Raw genomic sequence first — 14,965 nt, forward strand, 5'->3', positions numbered from 1 at the left:
TTAGGGCAAAAATTCCGACGTTCGTCGTACAGGATAAAATATCAAAATGTCGCGTCATTTGGTGGCGTACGCTTCGGCCAAAAATGGTTTGAGCATCTCTTCCAGTTGGTCGACTTCCAATAAGAATGAATCGTGACCGTAAGGGCTTTCGAGTTCCACCGCTGTGACATGCCGCCGTGCTTGAATCAACGCGCTGACGATTTCGCGGCTTTGCGCGATCGGAAACAACCAATCGGTCGTGTAGCTCGTCACCAAAAACCGCGATTGTGTGGCGGAAAATGCTTCGGGGAGTGAGCCGTAGGATTTGGCCAAATCAAAATAATCCATCGCCCGCGTCAGGTACAAATAGCTGTTGGCGTCGAACCGCTCAACAAAGCGTTTTCCTTGGTGATGCAGGTAGCTTTCGATTTGGAATTCCGTTTCACGCATCAATTCATAAGCAAACTGGTCGCTGTGTTGCAGGCGGCGGCCGAATTTCTTTTCGATGGAGGCTTCGGACAAGTACGTGATATGCGCCACCATTCGCGCTAGCGCGAGTCCAAAATGTGGATCGTCGTCTTGGTTGTAATAGTTCCCTTTGTAGAAATGTGGATCCGTCACAATCGCCCGCCGCCCGACCGCGTTGAAGGCGATGCCTTGCGCCGAGAGGCGCGGACCGGATGCCAAGATGACCGCCGTGCGTAACATGTCGGGAAAACGTGCGGCCCATTCCAAGGCTTGCATCCCACCCAGGCTACCGCCGATCGCTCCCAACAATCGCTCGATGCCTAAGTGCCGGACCAGTGCGGCGTGCACCTCGACCATGTCGCCAATCGTGACAAACGGAAACTCCAAAGCATAGGGGGTCTCTGTGCCCGGCTTGGGGGACATCGGTCCGGTCGTCCCTTGGCAGCCACCCAATACATTCGCGCAGATCACAAAATACTTGTTGGTGTCCAAGCCCTTGCCCGGTCCAATCAATTCATCCCACCAACCGGTTTTCTCATCCTTGGCCGAATGCCGTCCCGCCACGTGGGCATCGCCGGTCAAAGCATGGCAGACAAAGATGGCGTTGTCCCGTTTTTCCGACAGCGTGCCGTAGGTCTCATAGGCGACATGGACCGGCCCCAGAAGATTTCCTTCGGCCACCTTCAAGCTGTGTGGGGGGACAAACAGGTCGACGTACTGCGTCGAGACCAAGCCGACCGACCGCTCATCGGCGTCTTTGTGTGGAGTATCTTCAGTGCTCATCGCCGCATTCGTCACAGCCACGACCAGTTCAATTTCAAGGTCTCAAAGAATTAAAAAGGAATCCGGGAGGGCGAGGCTCCCGTTGCGTTTCGCGTGGTATCATTTTCGCCGAGTTGGCGGGGAATTCAAGCGGTGCGGGAAATGAACGGTCTGGTTTTTTCGTTATTCCGTCGCTGAACCGCCGAAGTAAGAGCGATCCCGTTGATCGTAACCCTCGTACTCCAAAAGTTCATAAAGCTTCGCCCGCGTTTGCATCCGGTCCAACAGTCCCTGTTGCGTCCCCTCTGCAGCTAGTTCCCGCAGTCCCGATTCGACCGCATTCATGGCGATACGGAACATCGACACAGGAAATAGCACTGCCCGGTAGCCGATTTGTGATAATTCTGTGAAGGACAACAGTGGACTCTTGCCAAACTCCGTCATATTGGCCATCAATGGGACTTCGACCGCTTCGGCAAATTGGGCAAATTCTTCCGGCGTTTGCAGTGCTTCGGGGAAAATCATATCGGCCCCTGCCTCGACATAGGCCCGTGCGCGGGAGACCGCTGCATCAAATCCTTCGGTGGCCCGTGCATCGGTCCGGGCGATCAACACGAACGACGGATCATTGCGGGCCGCTGCGGCTGCTTTGATTTTTCCCGCCATTTCCCGCTCGCTCACCAAGGTTTTTCCGCTCAGGTGTCCGCAGCGTTTGGGAAGTTGCTGATCCTCCAGATGAATTCCCGCAATCCCGGCCGATTCAAAACAGTGCACGGTTCGCTCCACGGAGAGCGCTTCGCCGAACCCCGTATCGGCATCGGAAATCACCGGGATGTCGACCGCCTGCGCCAAGTAACGGCCTTGATCAACAAACTCCGTCAGCGAAATCAAACCGACATCCGGCACCGCCGCCAACCCCGCCGACAACGCAGCGCCGGATTGATAGGCTGCCGCAAAACCCGCCTGCTGCGCCATCCGCGCAACCAGCGCATTGAACACGCCGGGAATCATGATCGGACTGTTTTCATAGGCTTGTCGAAATCGCGCGCCGGGAGTTGTTGTCATCGCGTCCATTGCTCCGCAGTCTGTTGTATTTTGTTAGGAGGGAAGGGGGCTGTCCCGATTCGCGCGTTATCCTTGCACGGCAATTGCCGTGGCTGTGGCATAGGCGCGGCAGTGGGAGAGCGTCACCATCACTTGCGTCACGCCGAGGCCGTCAGCGACTTCTTTCGCGCCGCCGCTCATAAGGATGTCCGGTCGACCGGACTTGTGGTTGCTGACTTCAATGTCTCGCCAACTCATGCCACGGACCCAACCGGTGCCGAGTGTTTTCATCACAGCTTCCTTGGCTGCCCACCGCGCGGCATAGTGCTGCAGGTATTCTTTGCGGCGCTGGCAATATTGAATTTCGTTTTCGGTATAAACGCGATTCAAAAACAACTCACCATGCCGTTCGATCATACGTCCAATCCGCACGATTTCGGTGATGTCCGTTCCAATGCCCAAGATGTTCATAGCTTGTGTCGGTCATGCTGTGCATGACGTGCCTCAATGGTAATTCGTTGCAAGTCGGTCTCTCGATGGACATCACGCGTCCCGGGAGGGCGAAGCTCCTGCGGAGCCGTTTTTTATTTTTGTGATCCATACCCATCCAAAACATACCCCCTCTCCCTCTGGGAGAGGGCCGGGGTGAGGGTTTTCGCATAACCAGCGATCATCCACTTCACTCAATCTGTCCGACACGTTGAAACCCCTGCGGTATACCCGGGGGGGCGATGCTTTTGCGGATGCGTTTTTTTATGGTTGCGAATCGTTCGTACTACTTAGAAAGGTGCGTCGCGACGCACCCTGCGGGGGATAGTTGTCCCCTCTTTTAGCTTACTGTGCGTTGTCGTTGCCGTCCAATAGGGTAGTCAGTTGCGCCAACGTTTCTCGATTGGGTTGGACGGTGACCACGACGCTGGTTGCTTGTCCTGGTTGTTCGCGGGTACAGCGGATGACTGGGATGGCTGAGCTACAGCGACAGGACGTGTATTCCAAATGGAGTCGGCCCCCTTCGGGAATCGCCGGCTGCTCTTTGTTGGTGAGCAACTGCAAACAACGGTTTCCTGCTGTCGATCCCAGTACGACCGACCGTTGCGGTTCATGCCACGATTCGCACGTCACGCAAAACGGGGCGCTGACCAAACGTGCTGCTACGAATGCGCCGGCCAGGCCGCCCAATAAAACTTCCAACCCCAGCAACAGTCGCGGCCAGTTTGCTGCCGACTGCAACAGGGACCATGAGGATTCTGTGAGCGGCGAAAAGCGGAGGGTCAGGTAATCGTTGAATGTATCGGTGGGAGGTGGGGTTTCGCCGAATGCGGGGTTGTCGAAAATCAGGGCCGCCTGGGATTGCTCGGCCAGCCTATCGCGTTTTGAATTGCGCCACACTCGGTAGCTCTCGCCGATCTGGCCGGACAGGGCGATGATGGTCATGAGTAGCGCGGCTGGGAATAAGACGCGCCGATAGTGCATCCGGCATTGGCGGGCGATTTGTCCGATCACCCAACCGGCAGCCAAGCCTAGGACAATGCTATACAGGCCGAGCAATTTTAGTCGTGCGGGTACGTAAGCGGCTGCGACCATCAACACCGACAGCGCGACGACGCACAGCATCAGCCACGTCGTCAAACGCCCGGCGATTGTTGTCGCCGACTCGCGAGGCTTGTCCATGGTCCATCTCCCTTGTCAGGTCAAGGAGTCGCTGGCGGGGCGATCATTGATGCGCGCTGAGCCCACAAGCGGATCGCACGCGTTCCAGCACCTCTTGTCCCTTGGCCCGCGCCACGATCGCGCCGTCGCGCAGAATGTCGCGGACCGTGTCGGGGGTTTTCTCCAATTCTGCGCGGCGCTCACGCGCCTCGGCAAAGTAAGCCAAGGCTGCTTCGTACACCGCTTGTTTCGCATCACCGTAACCCATCCCCCCGGCGCGATACCGCCCAGCCAATTCCGCTTGTTGTGCTTCCTCGGCGAAGAGTTTGTACAAGGCGAACACCGGGCACGTCTCGGGATCCTTGGGCTCCTCGACCGTCTTCGAATCGGTTTTGATCGACATCACTTTTTTACGCATTTTCTTAGGCGCTTCGAAGACTTCGATCGTGTTGCCGTAACTCTTCGACATCTTTTCGCCGTCCGTGCCGGGAACTTTGGCCGTGGCGTCGAGTGTTTGCCCGTTGGGCAGCGTCAAGGCTTCGGTGCCGTAAATCACATTGAACCGCTGCGCGATATCACGCGTGACTTCAATATGCTGTACCTGATCGGCTCCGACGGGGACCACATCGCTGTCGTAGAGCAAAATGTCCGCCGCCATCAGCACGGGATAGTTGAACAGCCCCGCATCGGCGGCCAGCCCCTTCGCCTTTTTGTCTTTGTAGGCGTGGCATTTTTCCAGCAGGCTCATTTGCGTGACCGTCATCAGCAACCACGTCAGTTCCGAGACCTCGGGAATGTCCGATTGCAAAAACAACGTTGCTTGTTGGGGATCAAGGCCCAGTGCCAACAAGTCAACGGCGGCGCTGTGCGAATTATCCCGCAAGACCTGCGCATCGCGAATCGTCGTCAGCGCGTGCAGGTCGGCGACGAAATAAAATGACTGCTCGTTGTTTTGCAGGGCGATGTATTGAGCGATGGCGCCGAAATAATTACCCCAATGAGGGCGGCCGGTCGGTTGAATTCCGGAGAGAACTCGCATGAATTACGTCTCGATGTCGTGTGCGGTGGTGAATGTTTGAAATCGGCCTCCAGCATCGCCGGTGGCTGGGAAAGAATGGTTCGATGCCGATACGTTTAACGCGCGGGAATCTGCAATGTGCCAACGATGTCGCCGACGGATTGGCAGTTTTGCTCGGTCAAGATTTCGGATAATTCGGTGACCAATTGCTGAGCCAGTCCTGGATTGTAGAAATTAGCTGTGCCGATTTGAACCGCCGTTGCTCCAGCGATCAGGAATTCCATGACGTCGTCGATCGATTGAATTCCGCCGATGCCGATGATGGGAACATTAACGGCTTGCGCCACCTGCCAGACGATCCGCAGCGCCAGCGGCTTAATTGCCGGGCCGCTCAGCCCGCCGATGACATTTCCCAGAATCGGTTTGCGACGCCGCCAATCGATGGCCATGCCTTGAAAGGTGTTCACCAACGAAACCGCATCGGCACCCGCCTCGGCGGCGGCTTGAGCGATTTCGACGACACTCGTCACGTTGGGGGTCAATTTGGCAATCACTGGCAAGTCACACGCATTGCGAACCTGCGAGACGACCTCAGCTGCCAGTCGGGGGTCGGTGCCAAAATCAACGCCGCCGCTGACGTTGGGGCAGGAGATATTCAGCTCCAAGCCAGCAACCTGCTTGTGCTGCCCGACCTTGGCGGCCATCTGCACGAATTCTTCGGTATTCCGCCCCGCAATGTTCACGATGATGGCGGTCTCTAAGCCAAGAAGATAATCCAACGTCTTGGCGAGAAAGGCATCGATCCCATCGTTGTCCAGGCCGATGGAGTTGAGCAACCCGGATGAGGCTTCGACCGTCCGTGGGGGGGGATTGCCGATGCGCGGGGCGGCTGTGAGCGTTTTGGGAATGATGCCGCCCAATTGTTTGAAATCGACAAACGCGGCCATTTCGCGGGCATAACCAAAGGTGCCGGAAGCCACGAGAATCGGATTTGCTAATTTGAGGCGGTTGAGTTGGACGCTGAGTTGAGGCACGAGAGTTTCGATGATTGTGGTACAGGATTATTTTAAGGGCAGGGGCGAAGTGAGATTGCACCCCATGTTGCTGGATGTTTGCTCATCGTAGCTACCAACGAATGGGTGGGCAATGATGGGTGCGGCGCGGCGATATCGGTCTGCGCACAAAAAAAAACGGCACTTCGCGCAGGTGGCGCGAAATGCCGGTTGGATCCATGGTTGTCCGCGGACAATCAGGCAATCCCAGAACGGTTCTGCCCGGTTGTGTGGCCCCGTGAATTCAATGGGGGCCCCGTGTTCTGTCCCACACAGAAAGTGTGCGGGATGTTCTGCTGCGTGTCTTAGAGCACACCACCGTGCGTCCGGTAGGGTGTCGTGTGGTCGGGCATGTCCAGGAACCAAAAACGTTCCCAGGTGTTCGGAATGTGACGCAAGTTTTCCGACGTATAGATCAACTCGCGGGCCCGACGGTCGGGGCTTGACGAATAAATCGGGGTGACGCAACCCACACTGACCACAAAGAGTACGGCCACAGCCGCACCAAGAATTGCCTTCCGCATGTCAAACCTCCTGAATGACACAAAACCTCCGTGCTTGCTACTGACGAAGCATCACGGCTGAAATCCATTTCGCTAACACGGGAACTAATCGCCGTACTAGTCGACTCGTTACGATCATTTGCCGGAACGGCCCAGTGGGTGTTCCAATGAAAGTGTCTTCGTGTTTTGGGTCAAATTAGGGACGCGGATGGCGGGCGTAATTGAGATGAAACCAGTTTTGAGAATCACTGGGGGGATTTTCGTCTCACCGCCGATGTGTTGTTGTTTGTAAGTAGGCTTGCTAGCCCGGGTTGTGCGAATCGTGCGAACTGACCGAGGCCACCGAATTGGGATAGGTCGTTTGGCCCGGCAGGGAATTTGTATTGCCGGACTCGGTGTTCGACGCATTCGTACCGGGAGGTGTTTCTCCGCCCGCTGCTTGTGCCGTATGTTGTTGCGCCAAAGCCGATTGCGCGGCTTCAACTTCCAACTGCAACACCTTCTCTTCCATTTCCTTGCCCGGTTTGAATGTGACAACGAACTTCTCAGGCACAAAGACTTTATCGCCGGTCCGCGGATTGCGTGCTTTACGCGCTGCCCGCTTCTTGACTTCGAAAACGCCAAAGTTTCGTAACTCAATCCGCCCGTCGCGGACCAGGGTATCTACGATGGCATCGAAGGTCTTCTGGACGATCTCTTTCGTCTTCAGTTGTGTCAGTCCGATTTCCTCGGAAATGGCTTTGACGATTTCTTTTTTGGTCACGACTGAAGTCTCCCGAAAGAGTGCCCGCCGGACGGTCCCGGCCTCACATTGAGCCAAAGGAATATGTCTCAACTGTAATGCCAAAACGGACTTAGTGTCAAGTGGATTCTCTGTGGACCGTACGCTTCGGCCCGTATCTGCTGCTAATTTTACCCAAAAGTTGTATTTGTATTTGACATGAAACAACGTTGTGACTGAAAACACTGCAAGAAAAGTTGCTGTGCCGTTTGGTTCTGTCGGCGACGACGTTCATGAATAGTGTGTTTTGTTTAACTCGTTTCTCAGTAGTTGGTTATAGTGATTTACGAGTTCGGCATTGTCTGTCATGCCCTTCGTATTTCACAGTTCGTCAACCAGGCTCTCTGGATCGTTGAGAGAGGATCGACTCACCCTTGTCTTGATCATCGGCCAGGCGCTCGACGCATAATCAACAAAACCGATAAAATTGGCAGAAGTTCGCCATTTTTCCTGCCAGCTTAGCCCGACATTGGTCTGAATGTCGTTGTAATCGCGTGACACAACCTCTTGATTTAAAAAGATATCGGCTGTGCGCGACCGGCAGAATCAGATCTGGATCTTTGCTGCTTCCGCTTCGATCTGCTCGAGGCTGAAGAAGTTTCCTTGCCCAGCGCCGGGACATTCTCGCTTCACGTCTTCCCACTCGGCTTCGCTTTCGAGATTCGATTCCCAGAAGGGCCAGGTGCGACATTGGATGGGGCGGACCGGATAGATTGTGCAGCCCCGTTTTTCCGGATCGAAAAAGGTGCAGTCTCCGTTGGCAAAATCTTTGAGCGTGCGGCGACCGGCGAAGAGCTTCGTGTGCTCGATCTTGACCGCTCCGACCGGCTCATCAATGAATTCGGCGATTTGGTGCAACTCCTCGTCGGTCACCCAAACCACACCGGGGGCTCCTGTGCAGCAATTGCCGCAACCTGTGCACTCGAATCGTAAACCATCGCTGTACCAGGGTTTCTTCGACATCACCGACCGGCCATAATGCAATTGAAAGAATACGGATAGACTTTTGAAATGAGCGCAGGCGGAGTGACCGCCTGTGTCAGGGTAACCGCCAGCTGGAATTGCCGAAAGTGAAAAGACAAAAGCGTGGAAGCTGAAACGACCGAAAATGTTGCTGGAATCGTCCTCTGTGGGGGCGAAAGTCGCCGGATGGGGCAATCCAAGGCCTGGTTGTCTTTCGGGCCGGAGGTGTTGTTACAACGTATCGTGCGCGTGCTGTCGACCGTTGTCTCGCCTGTTGTCGTCGTAGCAGCTCAGGGGCAGGAACTTCCCGAATTGCCGGCGGACGTGATCATTGCCCGCGATGAACAGCCGGCGCTCGGTCCGTTGGGGGGATTGGCTGCTGGATTGAGCGCGTTGCCCGAGTCGATCGAGGCGGTCTATGCCGCCGCCTGTGATGCCCCGTTGCTCAAACCGGAATTCGTCGTCGAAATCATCGGGCGTTTGAAATACCATGACATCGCGATCCCCCGCGATGGGAAATACTATCATCCCTTGGCGGCCGTTTATCGCCGTTGCGTTGAAGCGAAAGTCCGTGCCTTGATTGCTGAAGACCGCTTGCGGCCGTTTTATTTGTTGGAATCGTCAGATGTTTGTGAGATAGACGTCGAGGATCTGCGCCGCATCGATCCCGAATTGGACTCCCTGCGGAATACAAATACCCCTGAAGACTATCAAGCTGCCTTGGTAGCGGCAGGCTTGGCTATGGAACAACAATGACCAGCGGTTCTTCCTCCCATCTCGATGTCCGCATGCGCGGCTTTTCCGCACGGGCACTCGTTGCGCAGGTCCGGGAGTGGATCGATGAAGAGTCCATTCCGCTCTCCGGCGAGGAGGTGGGGATTGCTGAAGCGCATGGTCGAGTATTGGCGGCGGATGTCGTCTCCACCATCGATGTCCCCGAATTTCATCGTGCGGCGATGGATGGTTATGCGCTGCGGGGGGCGGAGACGACCGGGGCGGGGGATTATAACCGGCTGGCTTTTGAAATCGTGGGCGAATCGTTGCCGGGACGCGCGTTCGCGGGCCGTGTGCAAGCTGGGCAAGCGGTGCGGATCATGACCGGGGCTCCGATTCCCGACGGCGCCGATGCCGTATTGCCGGCGGAGTATGCCAGCGAGAACGACAACCGGGTCGAGATCAGCACCGCCGTCGCTCCGCAGAAGCATGTCGCCCCCCGTGGCGAAGATGTCAAACAGGGCACAACGATCGCCGCCGCGAGTCGCCGCTTGCGTCCACAGGATGTCGGTTTATTGGCGTCGGTGGGCTGCGCGACGGTGCCGGCGATTCGACAACCGCGGGTGAGAATTCTGGCGACCGGGAATGAAATCGTGCAACCAGGAGACGAACGCAAACCGCATCAGATCTTCGATGCCAATTCGCATATGCTCGGCGGACTGGTTGCCCGTGACGGCGGCGTGCTGGAATCCTGTTCCGCGCTTGCCGATTCGCGCGAGGCGATTCGAGACGCGATGATCGCTCCGGGCGCCGATGTGGTGCTGGTCACCGGCGGGTCGAGTGTCGGTGCGGAGGATCATGCTCCGATGGTTCTGGCAGCTGAAGGCGAATTGGCGATTCACGGCATTGCCATGCGGCCCTCCAGTCCGGCCGGCATGGGGAAAATCGGCAAGCGGTTGGTGTTTTTATTACCCGGCAATCCGGTCTCGTGCCTTTGTGCGTATGATTTTTTCGCCGGCCGAGCAATCCGTTTGTTGGGCGGCCGCAGTGCCGAGTGGCCGTATGCTAGTCGAAGCGTGCCGGTGGGGCGTAAAATCGTCTCGGCGGTCGGCCGTATGGATTATGTCCGCGTGGCCATTGTCGAAGGTTGCGTCGAACCATTGGCCGTCGGTGGGGCTTCGATCTTGTCCTCCACCACGCGGGCGGATGGCTTTGTGATCATTCCCGAATCGAGCGAAGGCGTCGCGCCGGGGGGTGAGGTTCTGTTTTATCAGTATGATTTGATTTCGTAAGGTCATTCGCGGTGCGACAATTTTCAGGTCATTCGATGATTGTGAAACCCTTTCAGGGTTTTATTTTGAGAATCGATCATCCACCTAGGGTGCGCTCACTGCGTTCGCGACCCTAGGCTATGATGTATAACGCCTTTGGCGTTAAAGTTCCGGGCATCCGATGTTTGGAGTACCCTTGGGACGCCAATGACCGGGCGAATAACTAAACGGGTTCGTGTTTTTGCGAATCTCCATGACGGCGGATGACATGTCTTTGCACAATATTGATGAGGCCGCACGGCAGCAGCAGTTTTTGGATGTGATTGATCGGGACGAAGCCCGTGCGCGATTCCATGCCCATTTGACGCTGCAGCCGTTGGGGACGGAAACAGTGACTCTCAGCGGGGCGCTCAATCGTGTGTTGTCGGATGAAATCCGGGCGACGGTTGATGTGCCGGGATTTGACCGGGCGAACGTGGATGGTTTTGCCGTTCAGGCGGCTGATACATTCGGTGCCAGCGAAGATGCACCGCGATCCGTCTCGCTCAACGACGAAGTCATCACCCCCGGCGTGCAAGCGGGGATTGTGGTTCAACCGGGGACGGCGACGCCCATCGCCACTGGCGCCGTTGTGCCGCGCGGTGCGGATGCGATTGTGATGATCGAACATACCGATATGGTCGCTGATGCTACGGATCGCAGTTTGGAAATCAACCGCGCTGTGGCAGCGGGCGGGCATATTACGTTTGCCGGTACGGACATCGCCAAAGGAGAAACGGTTATACGTCGCGGGGCATTGCTCACCTCGCGGGAGATCGGTGTCTTGGCGGCGATTGGGCGGGATCGTGTCGAGGTGTTTCGCAAACCACGCGTGGCAGTGATCTCGACCGGCAGCGAAATCATTCCTCCCGGGGCACAGAGTACGCCCGGCGCGGTCTACGACTCCAACGCTGCGATTGTGTCGGCTGCTGTGGAAGAATTGGGCGGCGAACCGGTTCCGTTGGGGGTGATTGCCGACGATGAAACGAAATTGCGAGCGGCAGTCCAACAGGGGCTTGATTGTGATATTATTGTCCTCTCGGGCGGAACGTCGAAAGGGGCAGGGGATCTTTCGTATCGCGTGGTCAGCGAACTGACCGATCCGGGTATCGTGGCGCATGGCGTGGCCTTGAAACCGGGTAAGCCGATCTGTCTCGCGGTCACCGGCGGCAAACCGGTTGTGATTTTGCCGGGATTTCCCACGTCGGCGATTTTCACGTTTCACGAATTCGTCGCCCCCGTGATTCGCGCGCTGGCGGCTCGCAAAGATGCCCAAGCGGCGACGGTCACGGCGACGTTGCCACTGCGGGTGAACTCTGAACGGGGCCGTACGGAATACCTGCTTGTCAGTCTGGTGCGCCGCGGCGACGATTTGGCGGCGTATCCGATGGGCAAAGGTTCGGGGTCGGTGACGACGTTCAGTGGAGCGGACGGATTTCTCACGATTGATTCGCAGACGGAAATGTTGGATGCGGACACGCGCGTTGAGGTGAAACTGCTCTCCCGCGAATTGCGGCCGGCTGATTTCGTTGCCATTGGCAGCCATTGTGTCGGCTTAGATTATTTGTTGTCGCGAATGGAAGAGCGCGGGTTTGCGGTCAAGGTGCTCAACGTCGGCAGCCTGGGAGGATTGACGGCAGCGGCGCGCGGGGAATGTGATATTGCGGGAATTCATCTGATGGATGCAGCGACCGGTGCGTATAACCGTCCATTTCTGAAACCGGGACTGACACTGATCGAAGGCTACCGCCGCTTGCAGGGGATTGTCTATCGACCGGGCGATGCGCGGTTTGAAAACAAAACAGCGGAACAAGCCGTTGCCGCTGCCTGTGCGGATGCGGCGTGTGCGATGGTGAATCGCAACACCGGCAGCGGGACGCGGATTTTGATCGACCAATTGTTGGCCAAGGTGCGCCCGGAAGCCGAGGCGCCGCCTGCAGGCTATGGCATTCAGGCAAAGTCCCACAACGCCGTCGCCGCCGCTGTTGCCCGTGAATCGGCCGACTGGGGCGTGGCGATCGAGACGGTGGCCAGTCTGTACGATCTAGCGTTCATTTCGCTACAGGAGGAACACTACGATTTCGCCGTGCCGGAGAATCGTGCGCAAACCGCCGCCGTTCGCGCATTTAGTAAACTGCTCCAAGATGCGGAGGTCCGTGACGAATTACGGACCATGGGATTTCAGTTGTGATCAATGTTGGGTGCGTCGTGACGCACCTTTCTATGAAGGACAACAGACGGACAACTTTGCACAACAACATTGCAAAAGAAAACCTCACGCGAAGGCGCCAAGTCGCAGAGGTTTTGGCTGGGACGGACAGGTGTTCGTGATGGATGGTTCATGGTTGGGGAGACTTCAATCCAATTGTTTTCAACCGACCGTGTGGGCTTGCGAAGCGCGGATGAAAATCAAATGGACAATGCAGATCTCTTTGCGAACTTTGCGGCTTTGCGTGAGGTTTTTTTATACGATTTGTGGAACGGCACAGTAGGCGTTTAGCTCATTTGGCGGCGGTTGTTTCATTCCGTCGCGTCAGGCGAGTGACGATGGTTTTGGGTTTGCGATCGCGGTAAGCGGGAATTACAGTTCGAGCTGATAACGGATTCCACTGGAAAGTCTCGGCTCACCTTTCATGGAGGATCAACCCAATGGTCACCCCTGCAACGTCCGTACTCGCGCTGTGTTCTCTGATTCACGGATTTGCTCCGCCCGAAAATCAGCCGGAGACGATTACCATCAGGACACATGGGGAGAATGCGGGAATTGTCGATGTCCAGGAAGTGGATCAGGGCAATGTGATTCTTGCGTTAGATGTTGAAGGCTGCGTTCGGGCATGGGATCGCAATACCCCAAAACTGCTGTGGGAGAAAATCGACGTAGTTTGGAGTCCACATCTTTCCTTGACGCTTTCGCCCGATAAAAAACTGTTGGCGACTGCTCAACAAGGGAGTGAGGTCGTGTGGATTTACGATGCCATAACGGGAGCAGAACGCCACAAACTTGCGGGCAACGATTCCTGGGTTTTCAAGACGGTGTTTTCGCCGGACGGCAGCCAATTGGCGTGTGCAGCGGGTGGTAATATTGCACTGTGGGATACGAATCATGGGAAGCTGCTACGAACACTAAGCCTTCAGAAAGAACCGGTCGCTCCACTTATCGCGATGGATTTTTCACCGGATGGCAAGATGCTGGCAGCGCCTCGCGACGATGGTTCGATTGGTCTTTTTGATTATCGCACCGGGAAGCTTTTGAAGTCGTTAAAGCCACCGCTTACGGAAGGTGTTGATTGGACTGTTGCATTGACGTTTAGCCCGAACGGCAAATACTTAGTCAGCCTGGGCCAACTCTTAGGTGTGACCTGGTGGAATTTAGAGACGGGGGATCATATGGACGTCTCGCGTCGCTATTCAGAAAAAAAACAGGAAATCAATTTCGACTCTTCAACAGGGTTTTCATTGGTCGGCACCGTTTTCAGCCCTGATGGTGAGGAAATCATTTCGAACCACTACAACAAGGGAAAACTGGCGACAGCTAAGATTTGGAATCTAAAGTTAGGGGCGAATACACAGTCTTTTCCACTGAACGGCGAGGTTGGTTTATTCTCCTCCTGCTTTGACGACTCCGGGAAGCACGTGGCGACAGCCGTCATTGAGAGCGATAAAATAAACGATCCAAACGCCGTCGCGCAGGTCGACGTCTGGAAAAAGTCGAGTGGAAAGTCATTGCGGACACTCGAAATTCCTGTTGGCATGATTACGGCTCTCCGTTTCAACAAGACCGGCAACAGTCTGTTGATGGGCTGCGCGAACGGCGAAATCCGCGTCTGGAACTGGAAGCCGGAACGCGAAAACTCAACAAAATGAAATAGCCTGCCGTACGAATCATTTTAGGGGAGCGTCAGACGTCACACTCCGGCAGCTGAACGCGCAATCGTTTGGATCGAGGGAGTCATTTTTATGTGGGAACAGATTGCGGCCCACGAACAACTGTGGTGGTGGTTGGGCGCACTTTCCGTTGTGTCGTTTGTGGGGGCGTTGCTCATCATTCCGGTGTTGGTGACGCGGATGCGGGCTGATTATTTTGTCTCCGATCAACCAGCCGCTGGAAGTTGGCGGGCCGAACACCCGGCGGTCCGCTGGACATTGTTGGTTCTCAAGAACGTGCTGGGTTTTGTGCTGTTGCTGGCGGGGATGGCGATGATTTTTTTGCCGGGGCAGGGGCTGTTGACGATGTTCATTGGTTTGAGCCTGTTGAACTTTCCGGGCAAACGGCGGATTGAGATTGCCTTGCTGCGCAACCCGATTGTTTGGCGACCGATTTGTTGGATCCGCCGCAAAGCGGATCGTCCGATGTTGCAACTGCCTGACGACGTGCGTCATTGATCGTCCCAATAGGGAAGTGTTGCTATTGGTTGTAAAAAAGCCTCACGCAAAGTCGCGAAGGGCGCCAAGGAGGTACCGGGATAAACTGATTTAGGAACGACGGCTGCGTGGTGGGGATAACTTTTAAAAAAAAGAAATTGCTTGAGCAGGTAGGGCGTGAGCTATTTAAACCGCTGCTCGCTGCTTTGACATTGCATATCTCTTTGCGAGCTTTGCGGCTTTGCGTGAGGTTTTTCTTTTAGATTGGTTCACTCAAGCCATCGTAGGCACTTGGGGGCTGATTTGATTGGGGGAATCTGTTGTCCTACATAGAAAGGTGCGTCGTGGCGCATCCTACA

At 55.9% G+C, this 14,965-nt stretch carries 14 protein-coding genes; 5 read left to right on the plus strand and 9 right to left on the minus strand.

Annotated elements, in window-relative coordinates:
- Positions 1–54 precede the first annotated feature (54 nt).
- The 9 genes from metX to Mal52_RS10975 all read right to left on the minus strand — a co-directional run bounded on the left by metX (position 55) and on the right by Mal52_RS10975 (position 8,220).
- On the minus strand, positions 55–1,230 hold the full coding sequence (metX, locus tag Mal52_RS10935; protein ID WP_145376119.1) for a homoserine O-acetyltransferase MetX: 1,176 nt from the start codon (positions 1,228–1,230) through the stop codon (positions 55–57).
- Positions 1,231–1,392: 162 nt separating this feature from the next.
- Entirely contained in the window at positions 1,393–2,274 is an 882-nt protein-coding gene (gene prpB / locus Mal52_RS10940) for a methylisocitrate lyase (RefSeq protein ID WP_145376120.1), read from the minus strand.
- Positions 2,275–2,340: 66 nt separating this feature from the next.
- On the minus strand, positions 2,341–2,724 hold the full coding sequence (gene acpS / locus Mal52_RS10945) for a holo-ACP synthase (protein ID WP_145376121.1): 384 nt from the start codon (positions 2,722–2,724) through the stop codon (positions 2,341–2,343).
- Between the two features lie 363 nt (positions 2,725–3,087).
- Complete coding sequence (locus Mal52_RS10950; protein WP_145376122.1) at positions 3,088–3,924, minus strand: hypothetical protein; 837 nt, start codon at positions 3,922–3,924, stop codon at positions 3,088–3,090.
- 43 nt (positions 3,925–3,967) lie between these two features.
- Positions 3,968–4,942, minus strand: coding sequence for a tryptophan--tRNA ligase (trpS, locus tag Mal52_RS10955; protein ID WP_145376123.1), 975 nt, complete (start codon positions 4,940–4,942; stop codon positions 3,968–3,970).
- Between the two features lie 95 nt (positions 4,943–5,037).
- Positions 5,038–5,955, minus strand: coding sequence for a dihydroorotate dehydrogenase (locus Mal52_RS10960; RefSeq protein ID WP_145376124.1), 918 nt, complete (start codon positions 5,953–5,955; stop codon positions 5,038–5,040).
- Positions 5,956–6,278: 323 nt separating this feature from the next.
- Entirely contained in the window at positions 6,279–6,497 is a 219-nt protein-coding gene (locus Mal52_RS10965; RefSeq protein ID WP_145376125.1) for a hypothetical protein, read from the minus strand.
- A gap of 280 nt (positions 6,498–6,777) precedes the next feature.
- A complete protein-coding gene (locus Mal52_RS10970) occupies positions 6,778–7,239 on the minus strand; it encodes an HU family DNA-binding protein (RefSeq protein ID WP_231962124.1) in 462 nt (153 codons plus the stop codon).
- A gap of 564 nt (positions 7,240–7,803) precedes the next feature.
- Positions 7,804–8,220, minus strand: a complete 417-nt coding sequence (locus Mal52_RS10975; RefSeq protein ID WP_145376126.1) for a YkgJ family cysteine cluster protein — start codon at positions 8,218–8,220, stop codon at positions 7,804–7,806.
- 123 nt (positions 8,221–8,343) lie between these two features.
- On the opposite strand from Mal52_RS10975, the gene mobA reads away from it, so the two are divergent.
- From mobA to Mal52_RS11000, 5 genes are all read left to right on the plus strand, one after another.
- The gene (gene mobA / locus Mal52_RS10980; RefSeq protein WP_197534822.1) at positions 8,344–8,976 is read left to right on the plus strand and encodes a molybdenum cofactor guanylyltransferase; all 633 of its coding nucleotides are present in this window, start codon (positions 8,344–8,346) and stop codon (positions 8,974–8,976) included.
- Positions 8,973–10,226: a molybdopterin molybdotransferase MoeA gene (locus Mal52_RS10985; protein ID WP_197534823.1), complete on the plus strand. Its 1,254-nt coding sequence runs from the start codon at positions 8,973–8,975 to the stop codon at positions 10,224–10,226. The genes mobA and Mal52_RS10985 overlap by 4 nt, the downstream gene beginning before the upstream one ends.
- A gap of 247 nt (positions 10,227–10,473) precedes the next feature.
- Complete coding sequence (locus Mal52_RS10990; RefSeq protein ID WP_197534824.1) at positions 10,474–12,435, plus strand: molybdopterin biosynthesis protein; 1,962 nt, start codon at positions 10,474–10,476, stop codon at positions 12,433–12,435.
- A 458-nt stretch (positions 12,436–12,893) separates the two neighbouring features.
- Entirely contained in the window at positions 12,894–14,108 is a 1,215-nt protein-coding gene (locus Mal52_RS10995) for a WD40 repeat domain-containing protein (protein ID WP_145376128.1), read from the plus strand.
- Between the two features lie 93 nt (positions 14,109–14,201).
- Entirely contained in the window at positions 14,202–14,627 is a 426-nt protein-coding gene (locus Mal52_RS11000; protein WP_145376129.1) for a PGPGW domain-containing protein, read from the plus strand.
- Positions 14,628–14,965: the final 338 nt, after the last annotated feature.

It is taken from the genome of Symmachiella dynata, assembly GCF_007747995.1.
Classification (GTDB): domain Bacteria; phylum Planctomycetota; class Planctomycetia; order Planctomycetales; family Planctomycetaceae; genus Symmachiella; species Symmachiella dynata.

What these genes read in the sequence shown, in the direction of transcription:
- metX (WP_145376119.1), bottom strand. Translation starts at nt 1,230, where the DNA reads ATGAGCACTGAAGATACTCCACACAAAGACGCCGATGAGCGGTCGGTC.
- prpB (WP_145376120.1), bottom strand. Translation starts at nt 2,274, where the DNA reads ATGACAACAACTCCCGGCGCGCGATTTCGACAAGCCTATGAAAACAGT.
- acpS (WP_145376121.1), bottom strand. Translation starts at nt 2,724, where the DNA reads ATGAACATCTTGGGCATTGGAACGGACATCACCGAAATCGTGCGGATT.
- Mal52_RS10950 (WP_145376122.1), bottom strand. Translation starts at nt 3,924, where the DNA reads ATGGACAAGCCTCGCGAGTCGGCGACAACAATCGCCGGGCGTTTGACG.
- trpS (WP_145376123.1), bottom strand. Translation starts at nt 4,942, where the DNA reads ATGCGAGTTCTCTCCGGAATTCAACCGACCGGCCGCCCTCATTGGGGT.
- Mal52_RS10965 (WP_145376125.1), bottom strand. Translation starts at nt 6,497, where the DNA reads ATGCGGAAGGCAATTCTTGGTGCGGCTGTGGCCGTACTCTTTGTGGTC.
- Mal52_RS10975 (WP_145376126.1), bottom strand. Translation starts at nt 8,220, where the DNA reads ATGTCGAAGAAACCCTGGTACAGCGATGGTTTACGATTCGAGTGCACA.
- Mal52_RS10985 (WP_197534823.1), top strand. Translation starts at nt 8,973, where the DNA reads ATGACCAGCGGTTCTTCCTCCCATCTCGATGTCCGCATGCGCGGCTTT.
- Mal52_RS10990 (WP_197534824.1), top strand. Translation starts at nt 10,474, where the DNA reads ATGTCTTTGCACAATATTGATGAGGCCGCACGGCAGCAGCAGTTTTTG.
- Mal52_RS10995 (WP_145376128.1), top strand. Translation starts at nt 12,894, where the DNA reads ATGGTCACCCCTGCAACGTCCGTACTCGCGCTGTGTTCTCTGATTCAC.
- Mal52_RS11000 (WP_145376129.1), top strand. Translation starts at nt 14,202, where the DNA reads ATGTGGGAACAGATTGCGGCCCACGAACAACTGTGGTGGTGGTTGGGC.